General features: G+C 68.5%; 25 protein-coding genes, 1 tRNA gene and 1 other RNA gene. 12 read left to right on the top strand and 15 right to left on the bottom strand.

The genetic code is table 11. The annotated features are described in order from the left end of the window. Positions 1-55: 55 nt before the first annotated feature. The 7 genes from ilvC to ACFY9N_RS07180 form a co-directional block, all read right to left on the bottom strand. Positions 56-1084: a ketol-acid reductoisomerase gene (gene ilvC, locus ACFY9N_RS07210; protein ID WP_247622666.1), complete on the bottom strand. Its 1029-nt coding sequence runs from the start codon at positions 1082-1084 to the stop codon at positions 56-58. Positions 1085-1164: 80 nt separating this feature from the next. Continuing rightward, entirely contained in the window at positions 1165-1674 is a 510-nt protein-coding gene (gene ilvN, locus ACFY9N_RS07205) for an acetolactate synthase small subunit (protein WP_391477723.1), read from the bottom strand. Between the two features lie 2 nt (positions 1675-1676). Continuing rightward, positions 1677-3479, bottom strand: coding sequence for an acetolactate synthase large subunit (locus tag ACFY9N_RS07200; protein ID WP_391477722.1), 1803 nt, complete (start codon positions 3477-3479; stop codon positions 1677-1679). 72 nt (positions 3480-3551) lie between these two features. Next, the gene (gene ilvD / locus ACFY9N_RS07195) at positions 3552-5267 is read right to left on the bottom strand and encodes a dihydroxy-acid dehydratase (RefSeq protein WP_391477721.1); all 1716 of its coding nucleotides are present in this window, start codon (positions 5265-5267) and stop codon (positions 3552-3554) included. Between the two features lie 9 nt (positions 5268-5276). After that, on the bottom strand, positions 5277-6074 hold the full coding sequence (gene otsB, locus ACFY9N_RS07190) for a trehalose-phosphatase (RefSeq protein ID WP_391477720.1): 798 nt from the start codon (positions 6072-6074) through the stop codon (positions 5277-5279). A gap of 53 nt (positions 6075-6127) precedes the next feature. Beyond that, positions 6128-7543: a trehalose-6-phosphate synthase gene (locus ACFY9N_RS07185; RefSeq protein WP_391477718.1), complete on the bottom strand. Its 1416-nt coding sequence runs from the start codon at positions 7541-7543 to the stop codon at positions 6128-6130. A 63-nt stretch (positions 7544-7606) separates the two neighbouring features. After that, positions 7607-8854, bottom strand: coding sequence for an MFS transporter (locus tag ACFY9N_RS07180; RefSeq protein ID WP_391477717.1), 1248 nt, complete (start codon positions 8852-8854; stop codon positions 7607-7609). A 208-nt stretch (positions 8855-9062) separates the two neighbouring features. Between ACFY9N_RS07180 and ACFY9N_RS07175 the strand changes: the two genes are divergently transcribed. Next, entirely contained in the window at positions 9063-9356 is a 294-nt protein-coding gene (locus tag ACFY9N_RS07175) for a hypothetical protein (RefSeq protein WP_391477716.1), read from the top strand. A gap of 9 nt (positions 9357-9365) precedes the next feature. Here the strand turns inward: ACFY9N_RS07175 and ACFY9N_RS07170 are convergent, their stop codons facing one another. Genes ACFY9N_RS07170 through ACFY9N_RS07160 form a run of 3 tightly spaced genes read right to left on the bottom strand, consistent with a single transcriptional unit; the run spans position 9366 to position 11987 of the window. After that, on the bottom strand, positions 9366-10550 hold the full coding sequence (locus tag ACFY9N_RS07170) for an acetyl-CoA C-acetyltransferase (RefSeq protein WP_391477714.1): 1185 nt from the start codon (positions 10548-10550) through the stop codon (positions 9366-9368). A 5-nt stretch (positions 10551-10555) separates the two neighbouring features. Next, entirely contained in the window at positions 10556-11212 is a 657-nt protein-coding gene (locus tag ACFY9N_RS07165) for a 3-oxoacid CoA-transferase subunit B (protein WP_391477713.1), read from the bottom strand. A 1-nt stretch (position 11213) separates the two neighbouring features. Beyond that, entirely contained in the window at positions 11214-11987 is a 774-nt protein-coding gene (locus ACFY9N_RS07160; protein WP_391477712.1) for a CoA transferase subunit A, read from the bottom strand. A gap of 103 nt (positions 11988-12090) precedes the next feature. Between ACFY9N_RS07160 and ACFY9N_RS07155 the strand changes: the two genes are divergently transcribed. From ACFY9N_RS07155 to ACFY9N_RS07115, 9 genes are all read left to right on the top strand, one after another. After that, positions 12091-12879 carry an IclR family transcriptional regulator gene (locus tag ACFY9N_RS07155; protein ID WP_391477710.1) on the top strand — a complete coding sequence of 263 codons (789 nt, stop codon included), beginning with the start codon at positions 12091-12093 and terminating at the stop codon, positions 12877-12879. A gap of 37 nt (positions 12880-12916) precedes the next feature. Further along, on the top strand, positions 12917-13366 hold the full coding sequence (locus tag ACFY9N_RS07150) for a MarR family winged helix-turn-helix transcriptional regulator (RefSeq protein ID WP_391477709.1): 450 nt from the start codon (positions 12917-12919) through the stop codon (positions 13364-13366). Next, positions 13363-14592 (top strand): MFS transporter, encoded by a 1230-nt coding sequence (locus ACFY9N_RS07145; RefSeq protein WP_391477708.1) that lies wholly within the window; start codon positions 13363-13365, stop codon positions 14590-14592. The genes ACFY9N_RS07150 and ACFY9N_RS07145 overlap by 4 nt, the downstream gene beginning before the upstream one ends. 123 nt (positions 14593-14715) lie before the next feature. After that, a tRNA-Lys gene (locus tag ACFY9N_RS07140) sits at positions 14716-14788 on the top strand. Between the two features lie 125 nt (positions 14789-14913). Further along, positions 14914-15711 carry an inositol monophosphatase family protein gene (locus ACFY9N_RS07135; protein WP_391477707.1) on the top strand — a complete coding sequence of 266 codons (798 nt, stop codon included), beginning with the start codon at positions 14914-14916 and terminating at the stop codon, positions 15709-15711. 16 nt (positions 15712-15727) lie between these two features. Then, on the top strand, positions 15728-16306 hold the full coding sequence (locus tag ACFY9N_RS07130; RefSeq protein ID WP_391477705.1) for a hypothetical protein: 579 nt from the start codon (positions 15728-15730) through the stop codon (positions 16304-16306). A 63-nt stretch (positions 16307-16369) separates the two neighbouring features. After that, positions 16370-16645: a three-helix bundle dimerization domain-containing protein gene (locus tag ACFY9N_RS07125; protein WP_391477704.1), complete on the top strand. Its 276-nt coding sequence runs from the start codon at positions 16370-16372 to the stop codon at positions 16643-16645. A 122-nt stretch (positions 16646-16767) separates the two neighbouring features. Continuing rightward, positions 16768-16938 carry a hypothetical protein gene (locus ACFY9N_RS07120; protein WP_391477703.1) on the top strand — a complete coding sequence of 57 codons (171 nt, stop codon included), beginning with the start codon at positions 16768-16770 and terminating at the stop codon, positions 16936-16938. A 42-nt stretch (positions 16939-16980) separates the two neighbouring features. Then, a complete protein-coding gene (locus ACFY9N_RS07115; protein ID WP_391477702.1) occupies positions 16981-17145 on the top strand; it encodes a hypothetical protein in 165 nt (54 codons plus the stop codon). A 70-nt stretch (positions 17146-17215) separates the two neighbouring features. On the opposite strand, the gene ssrA is transcribed toward ACFY9N_RS07115, so the two are convergent. Continuing rightward, positions 17216-17585: a transfer-messenger RNA gene (ssrA, locus tag ACFY9N_RS07110) on the bottom strand. Positions 17586-17749: 164 nt separating this feature from the next. Between ssrA and ACFY9N_RS07105 the strand changes: the two genes are divergently transcribed. After that, entirely contained in the window at positions 17750-18415 is a 666-nt protein-coding gene (locus tag ACFY9N_RS07105) for an SIMPL domain-containing protein (protein WP_391477700.1), read from the top strand. Positions 18416-18433: 18 nt separating this feature from the next. Here the strand turns inward: ACFY9N_RS07105 and hflX are convergent, their stop codons facing one another. Next, positions 18434-19939, bottom strand: a complete 1506-nt coding sequence (gene hflX, locus ACFY9N_RS07100; protein WP_391477699.1) for a GTPase HflX — start codon at positions 19937-19939, stop codon at positions 18434-18436. A gap of 68 nt (positions 19940-20007) precedes the next feature. Between hflX and ACFY9N_RS07095 the strand changes: the two genes are divergently transcribed. Then, complete coding sequence (locus ACFY9N_RS07095) at positions 20008-20649, top strand: class I SAM-dependent methyltransferase (RefSeq protein ID WP_391477698.1); 642 nt, start codon at positions 20008-20010, stop codon at positions 20647-20649. Positions 20650-20682: 33 nt separating this feature from the next. On the opposite strand, the gene dapF is transcribed toward ACFY9N_RS07095, so the two are convergent. The 3 genes from dapF to ACFY9N_RS07080 are packed head-to-tail and all read right to left on the bottom strand — an operon-like array spanning position 20683 to position 22596. Next, positions 20683-21555 carry a diaminopimelate epimerase gene (gene dapF, locus ACFY9N_RS07090; RefSeq protein WP_391477697.1) on the bottom strand — a complete coding sequence of 291 codons (873 nt, stop codon included), beginning with the start codon at positions 21553-21555 and terminating at the stop codon, positions 20683-20685. A 22-nt stretch (positions 21556-21577) separates the two neighbouring features. Further along, positions 21578-22009, bottom strand: a complete 432-nt coding sequence (locus tag ACFY9N_RS07085) for a GNAT family acetyltransferase (RefSeq protein ID WP_391477696.1) — start codon at positions 22007-22009, stop codon at positions 21578-21580. Positions 22010-22068: 59 nt separating this feature from the next. After that, on the bottom strand, positions 22069-22596 hold the full coding sequence (locus ACFY9N_RS07080; protein ID WP_391477695.1) for a dihydrofolate reductase family protein: 528 nt from the start codon (positions 22594-22596) through the stop codon (positions 22069-22071). Positions 22597-22600 lie beyond the last annotated feature (4 nt).

Below are 22600 nucleotides of genomic sequence, written 5' to 3'. Positions count from 1 at the left end.
GAGCGGACGCTCCCCCGGAGGGAGCGCCCGCTCTGTCTTTCAGCGGATCGGACGATCAGCGCGCAGCGCTGCCGTCGATGTAGTCCTCGTCCTGCTGCTTCCAGGCGAAGAGCGAGCGCAGCTCCTTGCCGGTGACCTCGATCGGGTGCTGCTCCTCCTTGGCGCGCAGCGCCAGGAACTCCTCGGCACCGTTGTCCTGGTCGTCGATGAAGCGCTTCGCGAACGCACCCGACTGGATGTCGGCGAGCACGCCCTTCATGCTCTCCTTGACACGCTCGTCGATGACGCGCGGGCCCGAGACGTAGTCGCCGAACTCGGCGGTGTCGGAGATCGACCAACGCTGCTTGGCGATGCCGCCCTCCCACATGAGGTCGACGATGAGCTTGAGCTCGTGCAGCACCTCGAAGTACGCGATCTGCGGCTGGTAGCCCGCCTCGGTCAGCGTCTCGAAGCCGGCCTGCACCAGGTGGCTGACGCCACCGCAGAGCACGGCCTGCTCACCGAACAGGTCGGTCTCGGTCTCTTCCGTGAAGGTCGTCTTGATGACGCCGGCACGGGTGCCGCCGATGGCCTTCGCGTACGAGAGCGCCAGATCCCAGGCCTTGCCCGAGGCGTCGCGCTCGACCGCGATGATGTCGGGGATGCCGCGACCGGCGACGAACTCGCGGCGGACGGTGTGACCCGGCGCCTTCGGGGCGACGAGGATCACGTCGACGCCCTCGGGAGCGTCGATGTAGCCGAAGCGGATGTTGAAGCCGTGTGCGAACGCGAGGGTCTTGCCCGCGGTCAGGTTGGGGGCGATCGACTCGCTGTAGATCGTGCGCTGGTGCTGGTCCGGCGCGAGGATCATGATGACGTCGGCCCAGGCGGTGGCGTCCGCGACGGTCTTGACCGCGAAGCCGGCCTCTTCGGCCTTCGGAGCCGACTTGGAGCCCTCCTTGAGGGCGATCGCGACCTCGACGCCCGAGTCGCGCAGGTTCTGCGCGTGGGCGTGGCCCTGCGAGCCGTATCCGACGATCGCGACCTTCTTGCCCTGGATGAGGGACAGGTCGGCGTCGGCGTCGTAGAAGATCTCGGTGCTCACTGTGTGTTTCTCCTTGTTCGTGGCGGTTCTTCTCGCTCCGTGCCGGATGGCGGTGGAGCGGATGGATGGAGTGGTCGGGGTCAGCCGCGCAGCACGCGTTCGGTGATGCTCTTGCCACCGCGGCCGATGGCGAGGAGACCCGACTGCGCGATCTCCTTGATGCCGAAGGGCTCGAGTGCACGGAGCATGGCGTCGACCTTGCCCTTGTCGCCCGTGACCTCGATCACGAGTGCATCGGCGGCGTAGTCGACGACGGCGGCGCGGAAGAGGTTCACGACCTCGATCACGTTCGAGCGGGTGGCGTTGTCGGTGCGCACCTTCACGAGCATGTGCTCACGCTGCACCGAGGTGGCGAAGTCGAGCTCGACGATCTTGATCACGTTGATCAACTTGTTCAGCTGCTTGGTGACCTGCTCGAGCGGCAGCTCGTCGACGTCGACGACGACGGTGATGCGCGAGATGCCCGGCACCTCGGTCACGCCGACGGCGAGCGAGTGGATGTTGAATCCGCGTCGGGCGAAGAGCCCGGCGACGCGGGTGAGCAGACCGGGGGTGTCCTCGACCAGGAGGCTCAGCACGTGGGTCGACATGGTCAGTCCTCCTCGTCGAATGCGGGCGCGTGCTCGCGGGCGTACTGGACGTAGCTGTTGCTGACGCCCTGGGGCACCATCGGCCAGACCATGGAATCGGCACTGACGACGAAGTCGATCACGACGGGGCGGTCGTTCGTCTCGAGCGCGAGCTGGATCGCCGCATCGACCTCGTCCTCCTTCTCGACGCGGATGGCGAGGCATCCGTACGCTTCGGCGAGCTTGACGAAGTCGGGGATGCGGATCGTGCCGTGCCCCGTGTTCAGGTCGGTGTTGGAGTGGCGACCGTCGTAGAACAGCGTCTGCCACTGGCGCACCATGCCGAGCGAGGAGTTGTTGATGATCGCGACCTTGATCGGGATGTTGTTGATCGCGCAGGTCGCGAGCTCCTGATTGGTCATCTGGAAGCATCCGTCGCCGTCGATCGCCCACACCACGCGGTCGGGTTCGGCGACCTTGGCACCCATCGCGGCGGGAACGGAGTACCCCATGGTCCCGGCACCGCCGGAGTTGAGCCACGCGTTGGGGCGCTCGTATTTGATGAACTGCGCGGCCCACATCTGGTGCTGCCCGACGCCGGCGGCGTAGATGCCCTCGGGGCCGGTCAGCTCACCGATGCGCTGGATCACGTGCTGCGGAGCGAGCAGGCCGTCGGTCGGCGGCGTGTATCCGAGCGGGAACTCGTTGCGGAGTCCGTCGAGGTACGACCACCACTCCTCGGTGTCTGGCTTCGCGCTCCCGATCGCGCCGCGGTACGCGGACTCGAGGTCGACGAGCACGTCACGCACGTCACCGACGATCGGCACGTCCGCGATGCGGATCTTCGAGATCTCGGCGGGGTCGATGTCGACGTGCACGACCTTCGCGTTGGGCGCGAAGAGCGCAGCCTTGCCGGTCACGCGGTCGTCGAAGCGGGCGCCCAGCGAGATCAGCAGATCGGCCTCCTGCAGCGCGAGCACGGCCGGGACCGTGCCGTGCATGCCGGGCATGCCCAGGTGCTGCGGGTGCGAGTCCGGGAAGGCGCCGCGGGCCATCAGCGTGGTCACGACAGGCGCACCGGTCGACTCGGCGAGTTCGAGCAGTTCGGCGGATGCACGTCCGCGGATCACTCCGCCACCGACGTACAGGACCGGCTTCTTGGCTTCGGCAAGCAGGGCGGCCGCAGCCTGGATCTGCTTGCCGTGCGCCTTGGTGACGGGGCGGTAGCCGGGCAGGTCGACCTTGGGCGGCCAGACGAACGGCGCGACGGCCTGCTGTGCGTCCTTGGTGATGTCCACCAGGACCGGACCGGGACGGCCCGTCGAGGCGATCTCGTAGGCGGCGGCGATGGCACCGGGGATGTCCGCGGCATCCTTCACGAGGAAGGAGTGCTTGGTGATCGGCATCGTGATGCCGACGATGTCGGCCTCCTGGAAGGCATCCGTTCCCATGAGGGTCGAGAAGACCTGCCCGGTGATCGCGAGCAGCGGCACCGAGTCCATGTAGGCGTCGGCGATCGCGGTGACGAGGTTCGTGGCTCCGGGACCCGAGGTCGCGATGCACACTCCCACCTTGCCGGAGGCGGATGCGTAGCCCTCGGCCGCGTGGCCGGCGCCCTGCTCGTGACGCACGAGGATGTGACGCAGCTCGGACGCGTCCATGAGCGGGTCGTACACGGGCAGGATCGCACCGCCGGGAAGACCGAAGACGTCGGTGATCCCGAGGAGCTCGAGCGAGCGGACGACGGCTTCGGCGCCGGTGATCTCGGGGGCATTGGATTGACGGGCGGGCGGCCTCGGCACAGCCGAGACGGAGTCAGCAGTCATGACTTTCCTTCTGGTGATCTGTAAGGCATCGGATGCCGGAGACGACGGTGCTGCGTGCCGAACGAGTCGGGATCAGCCGGTCGTCGCGCCCTCGGCGGCGGACCGCACGAGGCGTGAGTACTTGGCAAGAACGCCACGGGTATAGCGCGGGGGAAGCGGCTCCCAGCCAGAGCGGCGGGAGGCGAGCTCCGCCTCGTCGACGAGTAGGTCGAGAGAGCGAGCTGCGATATCGACCCGTATCAGATCACCATCGCGCACGAAGGCGATAGGACCTGCGTCCACCGCTTCGGGTGCTATGTGGCCGATGCACAGGCCGGTTGTGCCGCCTGAGAATCGTCCGTCCGTCAAGAGTAGTACATCTTTTCCGAGTCCCGCGCCCTTGATGGCCGCGGTGATCGCGAGCATCTCCCGCATACCGGGACCACCCTTGGGCCCCTCGTAGCGGATGACCACGACGTCGCCGGCGTTGATCTCACCGTTCGCCAGCGCGTCCATCGCTCCGCGCTCGCGCTCGAACACGCGCGCCGGGCCCTCGAACACGTCGGCGTCGAAGCCGGCGGACTTCACGACGGCACCCTCCGGGGCGAACGAACCGTGCAGGATCGTGATGCCGCCCGAGGCGTGGATGGGGTTGTCGAACGTGTGGATGACCTCGCCGTCGACGGGGTCGGGGTTCAGGTCGCGCAGGTTCTCGGCGACCGTCTTGCCGGTGACCGTGAGCGCGTCGCCGTGGATGAGACCCTCGTCGAGCATCGCCTTCATGATCACGGGGATACCGCCGTGACGGTCGACGTCGTTCATCACGTACTTGCCGAAGGGCTTCATGTCGGCGACGTGCGGCGTCTTGCTGCCGATGCGGTTGAAGTCGTGCAGGCTCAGGTCGATCTCGGCCTCGCGGGCGATCGCCAGCAGGTGCAGCACGACGTTCGTCGAACCGCCGAGCGCCATCGCGAGGGCGATCGCGTTCTCGAAGGACTCCTTCGTGAGGATGTCCTTGGTGGTGATGCCCTGGCGCAGAAGGTTGACGACGGCCTCGCCGGAACGATGGGCGAAGTAGTCGCGACGACGGTCCGCCGAAGGCGGCGCCGCGGAGCCGGGCAGGCTGAGTCCCAGCGCCTCGGCCACCGAGGCCATCGTGTTGGCGGTGTACATGCCGCCGCACGCACCCTCGCCCGGAGCGAAGGCGCACTCGATGCGCTTCAGGTCCTCTTCCGTCATCCGCCCCGCACGGCAGGCGCCGACGCCCTCGAACGAGTCGATGATCGTGATGTCCTTCTCGGTGCCGTCGGAGAGCTTCACCCAACCAGGGGCGATGGATCCGGCGTAGAGGAACACGCTCGACAGGCCCAGGCGCGCACTCGCCATGAGCATGCCGGGGATCGACTTGTCGCACCCCGCGAGCAGCACGGTGCCGTCGAGGCGCTCGGCCATGATGACCGTCTCGACGGAGTCGGCGATGACCTCGCGCGAGACCAGCGAGAAGTGCATGCCCTCGTGGCCCATCGAGATGCCGTCCGAGACGGAGATCGTGCCGAACTGCAGCGGGTATCCGCCGCCCGAGTGCACGCCCTCCTTCGCGCCCTGCGCGAGCCGGTCGAGGCTCAGGTTGCAGGGGGTGATCTCGTTCCAGCTGGAGGCGATTCCGATCTGGGGCTTGTCCCAGTCCTCATCCCCCATTCCGACGGCACGCAGCATGCCGCGCGAGGTGGTGGCTTCGATGCCATCGGTGACGACACGGCTGCGGGGCTTGATGTCGATGGACGCGCTGTCAGGATCGTGCGGAGACATGCAGGCAGTCTATTCCCGCCCGGCGGCCCGCTCGTCCGCCAGCACGCCGAGAAGACGCGCGACGTCGACGGGTCCGTCCACGCGCAAGACGGCGGCGCTCTCCCCCGGGCCGACGCGCACGCCGAGATCTCCGGGCTGCAGCACCCGCATCGCGTCCTCGTCGGTGACGTCGTCGCCGGCGAAGAGGATGCCGGTCGCTGCGAACCGCTCACGGAGCACGCCGATCGCGGCGTCCTTGCCCTCGGTGCGCGACGAGAACTCGAGCACCCGGTGACCCGAGCGGCGGCGCCAGTGCGGGAACCGCTCGGCCACGAGCGCATCGATCTCGGCGAAGACCTTCTCCTCGGTCTCGCGATCCGCCCGACGCGTGTGCACCCCCATACCGAAGGTCTTCGGCTCGAACTCGGCCCCCTCGTAGCGGTCGATGATCGGCCGAGCGGCCGCCCACAGCTCCTCGCGCGCGCCCTCCTCCGTCGGGTCGCCCGTCGGCGCAGCCTCGCCCTCACCGGGAAACCAGTACTGGGCGCCGTGCGATCCCGCGAGAGCGACGGGCGAGTCGTCCTCGTGCTCGGTGATGATGCGCAGATCGTGCAGGCTGCGTCCGGAGACGAAGGAGACGATCGTGTCGGGCAAGGCGGTCAGGCGGCGGATCTGCTCCACGGTCTCCGGCAGCGCGCGTGCCGCCATGGGGTCGGGCACGAGCGGCGAGGCGACGCCGTCGAAATCGAGCGCGACGACGAGGCGTTCGGTGCGGGCGATGGCGCTGATCTCGGCGGAAGGGGTGCCGGGGGTCCAGGGGCGCGTCATGGGGAGGTCTCCAGGGTCGGATCTGCGGGTGGTGAGTGAGGACGTCGAGGAGGTCAGCGACTGCGGGCGTCGTCGAGCGCGGACAGGAACGACGACGACCACGCGTCGACGTCGTTCTCGAGCACTCGGCGCCGCAGCGAACGCATGCGCTTGCTCTGTTCGGCCGGAGTCATCTCGATGGCCGTCATGATCGCGTCCTTCAGACCGTCGATGTCGTGCGGGTTGACCCGCACGGCCTGACGGAGCTCGTCGGCGGCACCGGTGAACTCGCTGAGCACGAGCACCCCGCGGTCGTCTGCGCGAGTCGCGACATACTCCTTTGCGACGAGGTTCATGCCGTCGCGCAGCGCGGTCACGAGCATGACGTCGGCCGCCAGGTAAAGGGCGACCATCTCCTCGCGGGGGAATCCCTGGTGCAGGTAGCGGATGGCGCTGTGCCCGACAGTGTCGTGATCGCCGTTGATGCGGGCGACCAGGAGTTCGATCTCGTCGCGCAGGTGCACGTAGGCATCGACCCGCTCGCGGCTCGGACTCGCGACCTGGATGAGGGTCACGTCGTCGATGTCGATGCGGCCGTCCTGCAACAGCTCTCCGTATGCCTTGATGCGGTGGCGGATGCCCTTGGTATAGTCCAGGCGATCGACGCCGAGCAGGATGTGCTTCGGATTGCCGAGGCTCGCTCGGATCTCCGCGGCACGCGCCTGGACGTCCCCCCGCGCGGCGAGCGCGAGATACGGCTCGGTGTCGATCGAGATCGGGAAGGCCCGCGCAACCGCGGTCCGCGTGGAGCCGGACTCGTCGTCGAGCGGGACGGCGATGCTCGGGCCCTTCACCTCGTAGCGGAGGCGGCGACGCACGGCGGTGAGGAAGTACGTGGCATCCTGCGCCCGCTGGAATCCGATGACGTCGGCGCCGAGGAGCCCCTGCAGAACCTGATCGCGCCAGGGAAGCTGCGCGTACAGCCCGTGGGCGGGGAACGGGATGTGGTGGAAGTAGCCGATGGTCACATCGGGGCGGAGTTCGCGCACCATCTGCGGAACGAGCTGCAGCTGGTAATCGTGCACCCAGACCGTGCCATCCTCGGCGACCGCGGCGGCCGCGGCCTCGGCGAATCGCCGGTTGACGCGGACGTACGCGTCCCACCACTCGCGGTGGAACTGCGGCGGCGCGATCACGTCGTGGTAGAGCGGCCAGATCGTGTCGTTGGCGAAGCCCTCGTAGTAGTCGGCGATCTCCTGGGCGCTCAGGGCGATCGGCACGAGGTCGATGCCGTCCGCCTCGAAGGGCTCGAGTTCGACGTCCGGTTGGCCTGCCCAGCCGACCCACGCCCCGTTGGTGCGGCGCATCATCGGTTCGAGTGCGGCGACGAGCCCGCCCGGCGAGGTGCGCCAGGTCTCTTCGCCGTCGGGGCCCACCACCCGGTCGACGGGCAGACGGTTGGCGACGACGACGAACTCTGCTGCGGCCATGACGGCTCCTCACACCTGGGGGGGCCTCCAGGCTATCGAGGTTGGCGGGGTCGCCTCACCGCGTCACGCCGCGACGATGACGTTCTGCGCACGCGGGCGGCTCAGCACCCAGTTGACGAGCCCGGCCGAGAACGCCACGCCTGCGGCGATGATGGGGAGCACGAGAGCCGCAGATGTCCCGACGTTCTCGGCGAGCTCGCCCGCGACCGCCGCACCGATCGATTGCCCGACGACGATCCCCGATCCGAGCATCGTCATCACCGTGGCGGAGCGGCCGAGCGGGCTGCGCGCGGCACCGAAACTGTACTGCGTCACGAGCGTCGGGCCGATGCCGACGCCCATGATGCCGAGGGCGAGCATCATCATGGCCGGCGAGTCCACGATCCCGAGCAGGAGCGTGCCTGCGAAGAGGATGCCCGAGAAGACGAGCCAGCGGGCGCGCAGCGAGAATCGGGCCGGAAGCCACGCGACGCCGAGGGCCAGTACCGCCGAACCGACCCCCATCACGCCGTAGAGGAGCCCCGCCTGCTCGGAGGCGCCGCGGTCGGCCATGAACGAGGTGAGAGAGGTGAGCATGGTCCCGAAGAACATGCCGACTCCGAGGATGCCGATCACGACGATCACAAGCTGCGGACGGAAGAGTTCGGAGACCGACGACGGAGCGGCGCCGTCGGCACCGCGCACGGCGGCGACGTGTCGACCACTCGGGTGCAGGGCGAACGCTCCGACGAAGACGATCGTCAGCAGCGCCGCACCCACGAGGGGCGCCCACGGCGCGATCAGCGATGCGAGGATGCCGACGATGAACGGACCGAAGACGAACACCGTCTCGTCGGCGGCGGACTCGTAGGCCATGGTGCCCGAGACGGTCCGCGCACGGCGGGACTCCGGCATCCGCTCGCTGATCATCGTCACCAGACGCGCGCGCGAGAGCGGCGCGACTTGCGGCGCCGTGGCTCCGATCCCGACCGCGGCCAGGAGTACGAGCGCGTCGGCGGACTCGCCGTAGACGACGAGCGTGAACACGACCATCATCGTGCCGTTCGCGATCGCGAGCAGCAGCAGCACGGTCCGCTGGCCGTAGCGGTCCGCTGCGGCTCCGAGCAGTGGGCCGAAGCAGGCCGTGCCGAGGCCGACCGCGGCGGAGGTGAGGCCGCCGAGCGACAGCGATCCGCGCGCCGAGACGACGACGGTCAGCACGCCGACGACCATCATCGCGAAGGGCAGTCTCGCGATGAAGGCGATGAGGAAGTAGGGGAAGCCGGCGAGGCGGAAGAGGCTCGGCTCGGCGTGGGTGTGTGTCTGGGTCATGGCTCTCGCGCGCCCGCGGACGCGGTGATCGGGTGCCGCCGCTGTCCGTCGGAGTGCCGACGGCCGGTAGATACACGGTTCTACGGTCGCGGACGAGCCGCGACAGACCCATGATAGCCAGTGCCGATCCGAGAGGGCTGTATGCCCGGCATCCGCCGTGCGTGTCAATCCCCCGCCCCGATCCGATGCCGGACGGTAGCGTAGGGGCATGCGCTATCTGTTCGGCACTGGCCTGTTCGGAGCGATCACCACGGGTGTCTCGCTCCTCCGCGGCACCCGCGAGTCCCCCGTTACCTGGCGCGCCGTGCTCGCCTGGGTCAGCTGGGCCATCACCTTCGCGCTCGCGGTCGGCGCCGTGCGCGACACCCGCCGCTTCGATCGCGGCCTGGAGGTCGCGCTGGATTCGCCCCTGGCCCCGGCGCAGGCGAAGCGGGCGAACCGCGACGAGAAGCAGGCGCAGAAGGCGGCGGCGCAGAAGCGCACGCGCCGCCGCTCCTCCTGAGCGCGCCCGTCAGCGGGTGAGGATCAGCGCCTCGCCCTGACCACCGCCACCGCACAGACCGATGGCAGCGGTGCCCGCACCGCGCCGCGACAGCTCGTGCGCGAGATGCACGACCAGGCGATTTCCGGATGCGCCGATCGGATGCCCGATCGCGATGCCACCCCCGTGGATGTTCACGATCGCCGGGTCGAGGCCGAGCTCGGTCTGAGACCGCGCGACGACCGCGCCGAACGCCTCGTTGATCTCGACCAGGTCCAGATCCGCCGGCGAGATCCCCTGCTTCTCGCACGCCCGCTCGATTGCGCGCGCCGGCTGCGCCTGGAGCGAGTTGTCCGGCCCGGCCGTCTGCCCGCTCGCGCCGACCGCGACGAGAACCGGCCACCCCTTCTCCGCGGCGAGCGCGCGCGTCGTCATGATCACGGCCGATGCGCCGTCGGAGATCTGCGAGGAGTTCCCCGCGGTGATGGTGCCGCCCTCGGCGAACGCAGCACGCAGCCCGGCGAGCGAGTCGACCGTGGTGTCGGGGCGCACGCCCTCGTCCGCGGTGACGAGCACGGGTTCGCCCCGACGCTGGGGCACGGTCACGGTGACGATCTCGTCGTCGAACACGCCGGCCGCCTGTGCGGCGGCGGCACGCTGATGAGAGAGTGCGGCGACCGCGTCCTGCGCCTCGCGGGTGAGTTCGTAGCGGGCGTTGTGCCGCTCGGTGGAGGCACCCATGCTCTCGCGGTCGTACGCGTCGGTCAGTCCGTCGTAGGCCATGTGGTCGAGAACCTCGACGCTGCCGTAGGTCCATCCGTCGCGTGAGCCCATCAGCAGGTGGGGGGCGCGGGTCATCGATTCCATTCCCGCTGCGACGACCACGTGGGCGTCACCCGTGCGGATCATCCGGGCGGCGTCGATGATGGCGGTGAGGCCCGAGAGGCACACCTTGTTGACCGTGTGCGCGGGCACGTCCCATCCGATGCCCGCGCCGATCGCCGCCTGGCGTGCGGCGTTCTGTCCGGATCCGGCCGAGAGCACCTGTCCGACGATGACCGCGCCGATGTCCCCCGGGTCGATGGATGCCTGCTCGAGCGCACCGCGAATCGCGAAGGCACCGAGCTGGGGCGCGGTGAATGCCGAGAGCTGACCTTTGAGCCGGCCCTGCGGTGTGCGAGCGGCGGAGACGATGACGATATCGGTGTCGTGCATGTCCTTCAGCCTCTCAGACCGGTGAGCGCGGGCGACAGCGTGAGCGGAGGCTCGGTGGCGGCGACGACCTCGTCGACGGAGACCCCGGGTGCGGTCTCGACGAGCACGAGGCCGGCGTCGGTCACGTCGATCACCGCCAGGTCGGTGATGATGCGGTCGACGACTCCCCGACCGGTGAGCGGCAGCGAGCAGTGGTCGACGATCTTCGCGGATCCGTCCTTCGCGACGTGCTCCATGAGCACGATCACGCGGGCGGCTCCGTGGACGAGGTCCATCGCGCCGCCGGGGCCCTTGACCATCTTCCCGGGGATCATCCAGTTGGCGAGGTCTCCAGCGGCCGACACCTGCATGGCGCCGAGGATGGCGGCATCGATCTTGCCGCCGCGGATCATGCCGAAGCTCGTCGCCGAGTCGAAGAACGCCGACCCGGCGAGCACGGTGACGGTCTCCTTGCCCGCGTTGATGAGATCCGGGTCGACGGCGTCCTCCGTCGGGTAGGGGCCGACCCCGAGGATGCCGTTCTCGGACTGCAGCACGACGGTGACGCCCGACGGGACGAAGTTCGGCACGAGGGTGGGCAATCCGATGCCGAGATTCACGTAGGAGCCGTCTTCGAGTTCGGCGGCTGCGCGGGCGGCCATCTGGTCTCGGGTGAGCGCCATGTCAGGCTCCTTCCGTGGCGACGGTGCGTCGCTCGATGCGCTTGGGGATGTCGGTGCCGACCTCGACGATGCGGTGCACGTAGACGCCGGGCAGATGCACGCTGTCGGGATCGATCTCGCCGGGTTCGACGAGGCGCTCGACCTGGGCGATGCAGATGCGGCCGGCCATGGCGGCGAGCGGATTGAAGTTGCGGGCGGCCTTGGTGAAGACGAGATTGCCGTGGCGGTCCCCGACTGCGGCGTGCACCAGGGCGAAGTCGGTGGTAATCGCCTCCTCCAGCACGTACTCGCGGGCATCCTCCCCCTCACCGAATGTGCGCACGTCCTTGGCGGGCGAAGCGACCGCGATCGTGCCGTCCGGTGCGTACTTGCGGGGCAGTCCGCCCTCGGACACCTGCGTGCCGACGCCCGTCTGCGTGAAGAACGCGGCGATCCCCGATCCCCCGGCGCGCAGCTTCTCGGCGAGTGTTCCCTGCGGGGTGAGTTCGAGCTCGAGCTCACCGGTGAGGAACTGACGCTCGAACTCCTTGTTCTCCCCCACGTACGACGACGTCATCTTGCGGATGCGGTGCGCTCCGAGAAGGATGCCGAGACCCCAGTCGTCGACGCCGCAGTTGTTGCTGACGACGCTCAGATCCGTCGTGCCCTGGGCGAGCAAGGCTTCGATGAGGGCGATGGGGTTCCCCGAGAGTCCGAATCCTCCGACGGCGAGGGATGCCCCGTCGGAAATGTCGGCGACCGCCTCCGCGGCGGATGGCCAGTGCTTGTCGATCACGCGTACTCCTTCGAACGGGCGTTGCTTCCAGCTTGGTCGCCTCCGCGGCGGAGCGACAGCGGATGCTTGCGATGTGGACGTTTCGCCGGGTAGCGTCCACATTATGGAACGCCCGATCGCCAGCATCCCCGGGACACAGGCCATCGCCCGGGCCGCCGGCCTCCTGCGCCTCGTCTCGGGTGGGCGCGCCGACGGGATGGCGCTCCAGGAGCTCGCCGAGGTCACGGGCCTGTCGAGGTCGACGACGCACCGGCTGCTCAGCGCCCTCCGCACCGAGGGACTCGTCGATCGCGACGACACGACCGCCCGATGGATGCCGGGCCCGGAACTTTATCTCATGGGAACCCCCGCGGCCGCGCGCTACGACGTCACCGCACTCGCCCGCGACATCGTGCGCTCGCTCGCCGTCAAGACGGAGGAGAGCGCGTTCTTCTCGGTGCGGCGAGCGGATGAGACGGTGTGCCTGCTCCGCGAGGAAGGTTCCTTCCCGATCCGATCATTCGTACTCAGCGAGGGCGTTCGCTTCCCCCTAGGCGTGGCGAGCGCCGGCCTCGCGATCCTGGCGTTCCTCCCCGACCACAATGTGGATGCGTATCTCGGTCGCCACCCGGAGCTCTCGTCGACCTGGGGCCGCACGCACGCACCATCACCCCTGCGTACGCGCCTCGCCGAGACCAAAGAGCGCGGCTTCGCCGTCAATCCCGGCCTCATCGTGGAGGGCAGCTGGGGAATCGGCGCCGCCGTGTTCGATCGCCACGGCCGCCCGGAGTGGGCCCTGAGCTTGACGGGTGTCGAGTTCCGCTTCGGCCCGGATCGACTCGCCCACCTCGGGCGCACCCTGCTCGCCCACGCCCACGAGCTCTCGGCGCGGATCGCAGGGGCTCGCCACTGAGATCACAGTGCATACCATCGGGTATATACTTTTTGGTATGCAACGTTCGGATGTGATCCCCTCCATCGTGCTCTCGGCGTACGCGCTCGGCCGCATCGCGGCGCAGGACGCGGGTAACGAAGCACCCGCCGCCCAGTGGCGGGTGCTCAGCCTGCTCGGCCGGCAGGGCGCCACGAGGGTCGGCGAACTCGCCGCCGCGGCACGCGCCACACAACCGGGAATGACCCGCCTGATCGGCGCCCTCGAGCGCGACGGACTCGTGCGCCGCTCGCCCGATCCGGCCGACTCCCGCGCGGTCGTCGTCGAGACCACCGAGGCCGGGGCTCAGGCCCTCGCCAGCTGGCGCGATGAGTTCCGCGACACGCTCGCGCCGCGATTCCACGCACTCGACGATGCGGACTGGGCAGCACTCGCCCGCGCAGCCGAGATCCTCACCGCACACACCGACCCCACAGGCTCCACCGACCGAAAGGACTCCGCGCAGTGAACGCGACCGCCACCCCCTCCGTCTGGAAGCAACCCGCGCAGGTGTGGGCCGTCGCCTTCGCCTGCGTCGTCGCCTTCATGGGCATCGGATTGGTCGACCCGATCCTCCCGGCCATCGCCGAGTCCCTCCAGGCCTCACCGGTCGAGACCGAGCTCCTCTTCACGAGCTATCTGCTCGTCACCGGGCTCGCCATGCTCGTCACGAGCTGGATCTCGAGCCGCATCGGCGCGAAGGCCACACTCCTGATCGGACTCGCGCTGATCGTCGCCTTCGCCCTGCTGTGCGCGGTCAGCGGCAGCGTCGACGCCGTCATCGGCTTCCGCGCCGGGTGGGGTCTCGGCAACGCCCTGTTCATCTCCACCGCTCTCGCGACGATCGTCGGCGCGGCATCCGGCGGGAGCGGCGCCGCGATCATCCTCTACGAAGCAGCGCTCGGCCTCGGCATTGCGATCGGACCGCTGCTGGGCGGCCTCCTCGGCGAGATGAGCTGGCGCGGCCCCTTCTTCGGCGTCGTCGCCCTCATGGCGATCGCATTCGTCGCGGTGCTCATACTGCTGCGCGGTCCCGCCGAGAAGCGCACGCCCGTACCGTTCTCCGCCCCCTTCACCGCTCTCCGCCGTCCGGCGCTCGCGATCCTCGCCATCGCCGCCCTGTTCTACAACATCGGCTTCTTCGTGCTCCTCGCCTTCTCGCCGTTCCCCCTCGGGTTCGGCGCACTCGGCATCGGGTTCACCTTCTTCGGCTGGGGCGTCGCCCTCGCGATCACGAGCGTGTGGGTCGCTCCGCTCCTCATGCGCCGGATGCCGCGCACGCGCATCATCGTGACCGTGCTGCCGCTGCTCGCCGTCGACCTCGTCGCAGCGGGTTTCCTCGCCGGCAGCCCCGCTGCCCTCGTGGTGTGCATCATCATCGGCGGCCTTCTGCTCGGCATCATGAACACCGTGCTCACCGAGGCGGTCATGGAGGCCACCGACCTCCCCCGCTCGGTCGCCTCCTCGTCGTACTCGGCGGTGCGGTTCCTCGGCGGCGCCATGGCCCCTCCGCTCGCGGCGCTGCTGTGGCACTCGTTCAACGTGACGGTCCCGTACCTGTTCGCCGCGGCATCCGTCCTGATCGCCGCTCTTACGGTGTTCCTGGGACGTCGCGCACTGGCCCACATCGACTCCCACGGCGCGGTTCCCGCCACCGAAGACGCCCAGGCGATTCTCGTCGGCGACGCCGCCTGACCGGCCTTCCGGGAGTGTCGCGCCGGGTCGATCGGTGCGACACTCCCGGGGATGCAGGCTCGATTTCGCACCGCGTCAATCCCCTGGTAATGTAATTCCTCGGTCGGGGTCATCCCGGGCCACGCACCTCTAGCTCAATCGGCAGAGCAACTGACTCTTAATCAGTGGGTTCTGGGTTCAAGTCCCAGGGGGTGCACGGATAAGCCTCGAAGACTCTCGCCAGTCTCCGGGGCTTTTCTGCTTCTCCGACACACCCTCCGCCGTGTCACCGAAGGTCACGTGCCGACGGGGACGCTCAGGTCGGGCGGCTACGCTGGTGGCGTGACCGCCATCCCCCGCGCATCCGACTTCCGCAGCGATCTCGAACTCGCCCTGCGCCTGGCCGACGCGGCCGATGCGCAGTCGCTCCCCCGTTTCGACGCCGCCGATCTGAAGGTCTCGACCAAGGCCGACAACTCGCACGTCACCGACGCCGACCTCGCGACCGAACGGGCGATCCGCGACCTGCTCGCCGTCGTGCGTCCGGACGACGGCATCTTCGGCGAGGAGTTCGGCGCCGAAGGCGACACCCACCGTCAGTGGATCATCGATCCGATCGACGGCACCGCCAACTTCCTCCGAGGCGTGCCGCTCTGGGGCACGATGATCGCCCTCGCGGTCGACGGTGTGCCGCAGGTCGGAGTCGTCAGCATGCCCGCCCTGGGCCGGCGCTGGTGGGCCTCCGCCGGCGCGGGCGCCTGGACGGCGACGGAGAACGAACCTCGCCGCCTGCAGGTCTCGTCCGTCGCGTCGCTCGATGACGCCAGCGTCAGTTTTCAGAGCATCGCGCAGTGGGCGGATGCCGGACGACTCGACACCCTCATCGCTCTCGCCGATCGCGTGTGGCGGGACCGTGCGTATGGCGACGTGTTCTCGTACATGCTCCTGGCCGAGGGCCGCCTCGACATGGTGGCGGAGTTCGACGTCAAGGAGTACGACATCGCCGCCGCGGTCCCGATCGTCCGCGAGGCCGGCGGCACGATGACGGACTACGCGGGTGCCGAGACGATCTCGACGCGCTCGACACTCGCCACCAACGGCATCCTGCACGATGCGTTCCTGACCTTCCTGCACCCCTGATCTCCCGAGGTTCGCGATGACTCCTCCCCGCATCGTCTCCGCCACCGCCGGAGCAGTCCTCCTCCTCGCCGCGCTGACGGCCTGCTCGGCGCCCGGCGAGAGCACCCCCACACCGACCCCCGACGCGGCCACTCCGGCCCCGCAGACGAGCGTCGAACCCGCCGCCACGCCGGAGCCCGAACCGTCCTCCGCAGCGCTCACCTGCGAGTCGATGATCTCCCCCGGCACCGTCAGCGCGCTGACCGAAGCGGGGTGGACGGCCGAGACCAAGGACTTCGTCATCGGTGACACCACCATCCCGGCGGACCAGGGACTGCTGTGCTTCTGGGGCGACTACGCCGTCGCATCCGATCACGGTCAGCTGTACGGCTGGGCCGAGATGAGCGCGAGCGCCTCGAGCGATGCGCAGACGTCGCTCCTCGCCGCCGGGTGGCACCGCGAGGACGGCCCCGAGGGCGTCTACATCACCGAAGACCCGCAGTACGCGATGGGCACGGATGACGAGGGATACGGCATGACGTACCTCTTCGGCGACGGATGGGTGAAGCTGGCCGACACGAAGCAGGGCCTGATCCTCATCGAAGGCGCAGCCTGACCGACCGCTCCCCCGGACGGCGCTCCATTGCGGATGCAGGTCGGCCCGGGAGACAATCGGCCCATGAGCGAACCCCACGACGAAGTGAACACCACCGAAGTGAACACCGCCGAAGTGAACACCGCCGAAGCGCACACCGCCGCGATGCTCGACCGGATCGCCACCCGATTCCCCGACGTACCCCGAGAGAGCATCGAGCACATCGCGCACGAGGAGCACGAACGCCTCAGCGGCGGTCGTATCCAGGATTACGTGCCGGTGCTCGTCGAGAAGGAGACGGTCGAACGCCTGCGCACGGGAGCCATCCCGGTGCAGACGCCGCTCCCCGAGGATTCCTGACCAACGCGCTGCGACTGCCGTTCTCACCACATCGACGGGGAAATCGCAAGGGTCGCGACATCTCCCGGTCGTCGTGGTGCGCTGGAAATCAGCGACGCCAGCGCGTCGCGGAAGGAGCAGACATGTCCGATCCGTTCTCCACTCCCCTTGCACCGGGTGAACAGCCCACGCGCCCGGAGCCCCTCGACCCGACACCGGGTGAGCCCACGGCTCCGACGCCGGACGAACCTCTCGTACCGCACCCGGACGAGCCGCTCGCCCCGAACCCGCAGGAACCCACGATCCCGATCTAGTGGCACGCCGCCATCCACCGCCCCGATAGACGAGGAGAGATCATGACCGCAGACAGCGACCGCAACGACATCAGCACCGAGCCGTCCCCCGGGCCGGAGGAGAACGACAACCTCGGAGCCCAGGACGGCAAGGGCGACCCTGCGACGGTGCCGCCCGGCGAAGGCGACGCCGATTCCGTCGACGCGGAGGATCCGACCGAAAGTTGACACGCCACCCGCACGCAAGAGGCCCGGCCCCGTGTTCACGGGGCCGGGCCTCTTGTTCGCGACAGCGACCTGGTGGAGCTGGGGGGAATCGAACCCCCGTCCAACGCTGAGTCTCCACGCCTTCTCCGGGCGCAGTCTGTGAAGACGTTCTGCTCGGCTCCGACCTTTGTCACAGACACCTAAGTCGACGAGCCCAGCCTGGCAAGAGTCCCATGCGACGTCCAGACGCCGTCGCACAGCAAGATTCCTAGATGACGCCAGGATCCGTATCGGAATCACATACGGCCTGACGGACTATCGGGCTCGCTTAGGCAGCGAGGGCGAAGTCGTTGCGCTTGGATTCGGCAACTATTGTTTTGCAGAGGGCGTTTACGAGATAACTCTGCATCCTCGGCCCGCTTCTCGTGGATTCACAGGCGCTGTCGAAACCGATCAGCCCCGTGGTCCTTCTCTCGAAGGAGCCGCTGTCGCTCTGTGGAATTTTCATCCGGATGCCGTGGCATCCAGCTACTCAGAGTACAACGGATCCTGCTCGCCTGCCATTCCCCGGAAGCGGAGGCATGCGTTCGGGCGAGCGTCGGATGCCTGGCGTAGAGTCGGCCGCATGAGCGATGTCACCGTCACCGTCCGCGGCGAGCACGAGGCGCGCGTCGCGCCGGAGCGCGCCACCATCCGCGTCACCGTCCGGGCCGAAGGTCCCGAACGCGCATCGGTCGTCGATACCGTGATGCGTCTCGCTGAGCCGCTGCGCGTGAGCATCACCGAACGCAGTGATGCCGGGACCGTCGTCGATTGGTCGAGCAAGCGCCTCTCGGTGCGCGCCGAACGGCCGTGGAACAACGAGGGCAAGCGCCTCGCCCCGGTGTACTACGCGAGCATCGACTTCACGGCGACGTTCACCGAGGCATCCGACCTGTCGATCTGGGTGTCCGATATCTCCGCCTGGGACGGCGTCGAGGTCGGCTGGGTCAACTGGCACCTCACCCCCGAGACGCGCGCCCGCGTCGAACGCGAGGTCGCCGCTGCGGCCGTGGGCGTCGCCGTCACCCGCGCCGAGGCCTACGCCGGTGCGCTCGGGCGGGAGTCGGTCACACCTGTCGAGATCGCCGATGTCGGACTCATCTCGAACCGCGAGGCGCAGCCCGCGGCGCCCATGCTGAAGGCGCGCGGCGCGGCCTTCGCGATGGCCGATGCCTCCCCGGGAATGGAGTACGAGCCGGAGGAGATCATCGTCTCCGCAACGGTCGAGGGGCGCTTCATCGCCTCCTGACCGCTGCGACGGCGCCTTTCAGGTCGCGTAGGGCGCGAGATCCGCGGCGAGACGCTCCGACACCCGAGCATGCACGGCCGTGCCGTCCTCGCGATGATCGACGGCGAGCAGCATCCCGGTCTCGTGGATCGCGGCGACGAGGTCACCCCGGTCGTACGGGACCACCGCGTGCACCTCGACGGCCGGTTTCGGCAGAGCGTCCTCGATCGCCGCCCGGAGTTCGGCGATGCCCTCCCCCGAACGCGACGAGACGAAGTGCGCCTTCGGCTCGAGGCCGCGCAGCACGAGCCGCTCGTCATCGTCGATCAGGTCGGCCTTGTTGAAGACGACGAGCTCGGGCATGTCGCGCACGCCGACGTCACCCATCACATCGCGCACCGTCTGCAGCTGACCGGCGGGGTCGGGGTGAGAACCGTCGACGACGTGGAGCACGACGTCGGCGTCGCCGACCTCCTCCAGGGTCGATCGGAACGCCTCGACGAGCTGGTGCGGCAGGTTGCGGACGAAACCGACCGTGTCGGTGAGAGTGAACACGCGCCCGTCGGAGGTCTCGGAGCGACGGACCGTCGCATCCAGCGTCGCGAACAGCGCGTTCTCGACGAGCACACCGGCACTCGTCAGCGCGTTGAGCAGACTCGACTTGCCGGCGTTCGTGTAGCCGGCGATCGCCACGGAAGGAATCGTGTTGCGCTTGCGCTCCGCACGCTTCGCCTCACGAGCCGGACCGAAGTCGCGGATCTGACGACGCAGTAGCGCCATCTTCGTGCGGATGCGGCGACGGTCGAGTTCGATCTTGGTCTCACCCGGACCGCGCGAGCCCATTCCGGCGCCACCGGCACCGACCTGTCCACCCGCCTGACGACTCATCGAGTCACCCCACCCGCGAAGTCGCGGCAGCAGGTACTCGAGCTGGGCGAGTTCGACCTGGGCCTTGCCCTCGCGGCTCTTGGCGTGCTGGCTGAAGATGTCGAGGATCACGGTCGTCCGGTCGATGACCTTGACCTTGACGACATCCTCGAGCGCACGGCGCTGGCTGGGGGCCAGTTCCGTATCGGCGATGACCGTATCCGCACCGACGGCGGCGACGATGTCCTTGAGTTCCTGCGCCTTTCCCCGCCCGAGGTACGTGGCCGCATCGGGGTGGGGCCGACGCTGGAGCACTCCGTCGAGCACGACGGCACCGGCGGTCTCGGCGAGGGCCGCGAGTTCGCGGAGGGAGTTCTCCGCGTCGATCTGAGCGCCCTGCGGGTAAACGCCGACGAGAACGACGTTCTCGAGCCGGAGCTGTCGGTACTCGACCTCCGTGACGTCTTCGAGCTCGGTCGAGAGACCACCGACGCGACGGAGCGCGTGGCGGTCTTCCAGGTCCCACTGGTCACCGTCCGATGCGGCATGCGCCGCGGTCGACCGGTCCTGCAGCGCCTGTGCTGCTCCGAACACGCGGACTTCCGAGCGACTCTCGGCATTCGCGAGCACACGATCGAGTGCATCGCCGTCTTCGTGCTGTGTGGTGGTTTCCGTCATCCGTCCCTGATCTCTTGCTTTCGTTTCGAGCCTTAACCTTAGCCCGCGCTCTCCGGTACGCTCACCGTATGGGGTCCGATCACTACTTCACTGCGGCCCCGGCCAGTCCTGAGAACCTGCGAACGATCCGTGTGACGCTCGCAGGCCGCGAGCTCGAACTCACCACCGCCGGCGGTGTATTCAGCCCGGACCGCCTGGACGCCGGAACGTCAGTGCTTCTCGCCAACATGCCGCCCGTCCCACCCGGAGGCAATCTTCTCGACCTCGGTAGCGGGTGGGGTCCCATCACGCTGTCGATGGCGCTTGCCTCGCCCCACGCGAGGGTCTGGGCGGTCGATGTCAATGAGCGTGCCCTCGATCTCGTGCGTCGCAACGCCGCGTCTCTCGGGCTCACCAATGTCAACGCATCGCTGCCCGAGGATGTTCCCGCCGACGTCACCTTCCGGACGATCCGTTCGAACCCCCCGATCCGCGTCGGCAAGAACGTTCTGCACGACCTGCTCGAGAAGTGGGTGCCGCGACTCGACGAACGCAGCGACGCGTGGCTGGTGGTTCAGCGCAATCTCGGTGCCGATTCCCTCCAGCGCTGGATCGGCGCGACGTTCCACCCCGGTTTCAGCGTCTACCGCACTGCGACCAGCAAGGGCTACCGCGTGCTCAAGGTGCGCAAGCACGGCACGCCCCCGACCGAACCGATCACGATCGCCTGAGTCGTCGCCGGCGGTTCACCGGAGCGCTGTTCCTCAGGCGAGTTCGATCTCGCCGTGGAAGGCAAGCTGTGCGGGTCCCGCGAGAGCGACGTGCTCTCCGTCCTCCGCGGCGAACATCCGCACGCCGAGAGTTCCGCCCGGAACCTCGACGCGCCAGTTGTCGGGCGCCTTCTCCCCCGCCCAGTGACGGACCGCGAGAGCCGTGGCAGCGACGCCCGTGCCGCAGCTGAGGGTCTCGCCCACGCCTCGCTCGAACACGCGCATGCGCACGTGCCCGATGCCGTCGCGCACGAGCGGCTCCTCGGGCACGACGAACTCCACATTGGCGCCCGCGGGCGGCAGCGGGTCGAGCAACGGCGGGCGGTGCAGGTCGAGGGAGGCCAACTCCGCGTCGCTCGCGACGGCCACGACGACATGCGGATTCCCCACGTCGATACCGAGTCCCGGTCGCGTCACGGCGAGCCCGCTGGCCGTGACCAGCGGGTCATCTCCGTCGAGACGCCATCGGCCGAGGTCGACCTGGTAGCCGTTCTCACTGCGGGTGACATCACGCACCCCGGCTCGGGTTCCGATCGGGAGAGTCGATCCTGCATCGATGACGGCGAGACCGGCCCAGAGGAGGTAGTGCGCGAACACACGGATGCCGTTGCCGCACATCTCGGCAATCGAGCCGTCCGCGTTGCGATAGTCCATGAACCACTCGGCATCCGGTTCTTCGGCCAGCGAGGCGGCTCCGTCGGCGATCGCGGCGGAGCGGACGACGCGAAGGACGCCGTCGGCGCCGATGCCGAAGTTCCGGTCGCAGAGCGCCGCGACCTGATCGGCGGTGAGGTCGAGAGCTCCATCGGGGTCGGCGATGATGACGAAGTCGTTGCCCGTGCCGTGACCCTTGGTGAATGCGACCATGCCTCCAGTCTAGGGATTCCGGCTATGCGTCGGTGATGAGCCGCTTACCGGTGTTCGACACCGCGAATCGCTCGTATCCGAGCGCATCGTAGAAACCCAGAACACCCTCATTGCCCTCGCGGACCATGAGCTGCACCTTCGGGCACCCGAGCTCCCGCAACAGCCTCTCCGCCTCAGCGACCAGACCACGGGCGACCCCCTCGCCTCGATGAGACGCCGCTGTGGCGAGGTAGTAGATCCACCCGCGATGCCCGTCGTATCCGGCCATGACCGAACCGACGACCGTTTGCCCCTCGGTATCGGTCGCGACGAGGAAGAGCTCCGGCTGCACACGGAGTTTGCGGTCGATGTCGAGACGAGGATCGTTCCATGGCCGGGTGAGTCCGGCCTCGATCCACAGCTCGATGACCGCGTCGGTGTCGGCCCGTTCGAACGCCCGTACGCTCCAGCCCATGGCACTCCTCTTCCTCGACGTCTCCCAGATCACGTCGGAGAACGAGCCTATCCGGGGCCCTATCGGATCACGCGGTAGTGCCCACATAGGAATCCGCGATTCCGGGCGACATCGAGCAGTTCGAACTCCAGCGCGCGGGGGAACAGCGGCGCTCCCGCTCCGAGCGTCACCGGCGCGAACTGGATCCACACCTCGTCGAGCAGCCCGGCATCGGCGAATTGTCCGGCGAGATCACCTCCACCGACGATCCAGATGTCATCGTCGCCCGCTGCGAGCAGCATCGCTGCGTGTGCCTCGCCGACCCCGCCTTGGACGAAACGGACGTCGGCTCCGGCGGGAACCGGGAGTTCGCGGTGCGTGAACACCCAGGTGGGCTGCACATACGGCCAGGGCTCGCCTCCCTGCGCATTCAACAGCCACTCATACGTCGACGCGCCCATGGCGAGCGCGCCGATACCGTCGACGAAGGCCGGGTAGGCCATCGGACCCTCCTGGTCGAATTCCTGACTCAGCAGCCACTCGAGCGAGTGATCCGCCGTCGCGATGAAACCGTCGAGGCTCGAAGCCGTGTAGAAATGGGTCGCCATGGCT

The organism is Microbacterium sp. NPDC008134 (assembly GCF_042957055.1).
Classification (GTDB): domain Bacteria; phylum Actinomycetota; class Actinomycetes; order Actinomycetales; family Microbacteriaceae; genus Microbacterium.
The sequence above is the reverse complement of the archived record's forward strand: the minus strand, read 5'-3'. Positions and strand labels throughout refer to the sequence as shown.